Origin of the sequence: Halorubrum sp. SD626R (assembly GCF_001261915.1) — an archaeon.
GTDB lineage: Archaea > Halobacteriota > Halobacteria > Halobacteriales > Haloferacaceae > Halorubrum.
Genome location: NZ_CVRT01000061.1, coordinates 1 through 1,196, shown reverse-complemented (window position 1 = coordinate 1,196; position 1,196 = coordinate 1). Strand labels below are relative to the sequence as shown.

Sequence of the window (1,196 nt, the reverse complement as noted above, 5' to 3'; positions counted from 1 at the left end):
CCACCACCGCCTCCGCCGAGTCGACCGGCGTCCGCTTCGGGGGACTCGTCGCTCGAGTCGACGCTTCCCTCCGACGGCGGCGCCTCGAAGGACACGGTCGTCGACGCGGCGTGGTCGCTCGTCGGATCCGCCGCGGCCTCGCGCAGCCGATCGTCCTCCACGCCGAACTCGGCGGTGAACGCCTCCCCGTCGGCGGGCGTTTCGTCGGTCGCGAGGGCGTCGTCGCCCTCGGCGACAACGTAGAGCCCGCCCTCGTCGACGTGCACGGACGCGTTCCTTGGAACCGCCTCGCGCGAGTCGAACCCTCCGTCCTCGGTCGCCGTCGTCGACGCGTTCGACCGCACGCCGAACGCGAGCCCACCGAGCCGGGCGAGGTCCGAACCGCTTTCGAACGGCCCGTCCCGCGCAGCCGGTAGCCCGCTCAACCCCGTGGCGTTGACGGCGTACGCCACGGTCTCGTTCGGGGCGACGGTCGAGGTCGACGAAAGCGTTCCGTTTGCGATCGCTCGCCGCACCGCGTCGGCCGTCCTGAGGTCCTCTCGATCGAGGTCGGTCGTCGCGTAGGCGCGCATCCCGTTCGTCGATCGGTTTCCGATCGTGACGGTCGCCTCGTCCGTCGTCGCGGCGAGCCCCTGCTCGGACCGAACTTCGATCCGATACTCTCCGGGCGGGAGCGTCCCGTTCGACGCCGACGCGTTAATCGATTCAACGGTCGCGTTCGGTCCTGCCGTTATGAGACCGTCTGTCAGCGACTCGTTGCCGAACGCGTAGGTGTTGAGACTGATCGATGTCTGTCCCGGATTTTGTGTGGACAGATTCGCTGTAGCGAAAGTTCCGTTTATGTTCACGTTGGTAACATTCACGCCTACTCTTGACGTATTATGTTGTAGACTGTACTTAATATTCACACCAGACTCCAATCTATTTGTAATATCAATAAGATCGACCTCTTGTTTATTCCGGCCAATTAATTCAAATTGATTATTTCTATCTAATCCATCATCGGATAGAAAATATACACCTGTTTGCAATCCAGTCGTATTGAATAGCACTCTATCTGCAGAATTCGAGTAAGTTCCCAACGCAGCTATCACTGACTGATTATTTCTGTTTATTCTATATAACTTGGTGGTGTTTTCTTGGTCGCGTAAAGTTAGAGGATGAGGCGTTCGACTTCAGAGTGCTTATGACCGAAA

The 1,196-nt window shown here is 59.1% G+C and carries 1 pseudogene; it reads right to left on the bottom strand.

The features are described 5' to 3' along the window. Positions 1 to 1,094: pseudogene (locus SD626R_RS06205) on the bottom strand (hypothetical protein); the annotation flags it as partial. Between the last annotated feature and the right edge of the window lie 102 nt (positions 1,095 to 1,196).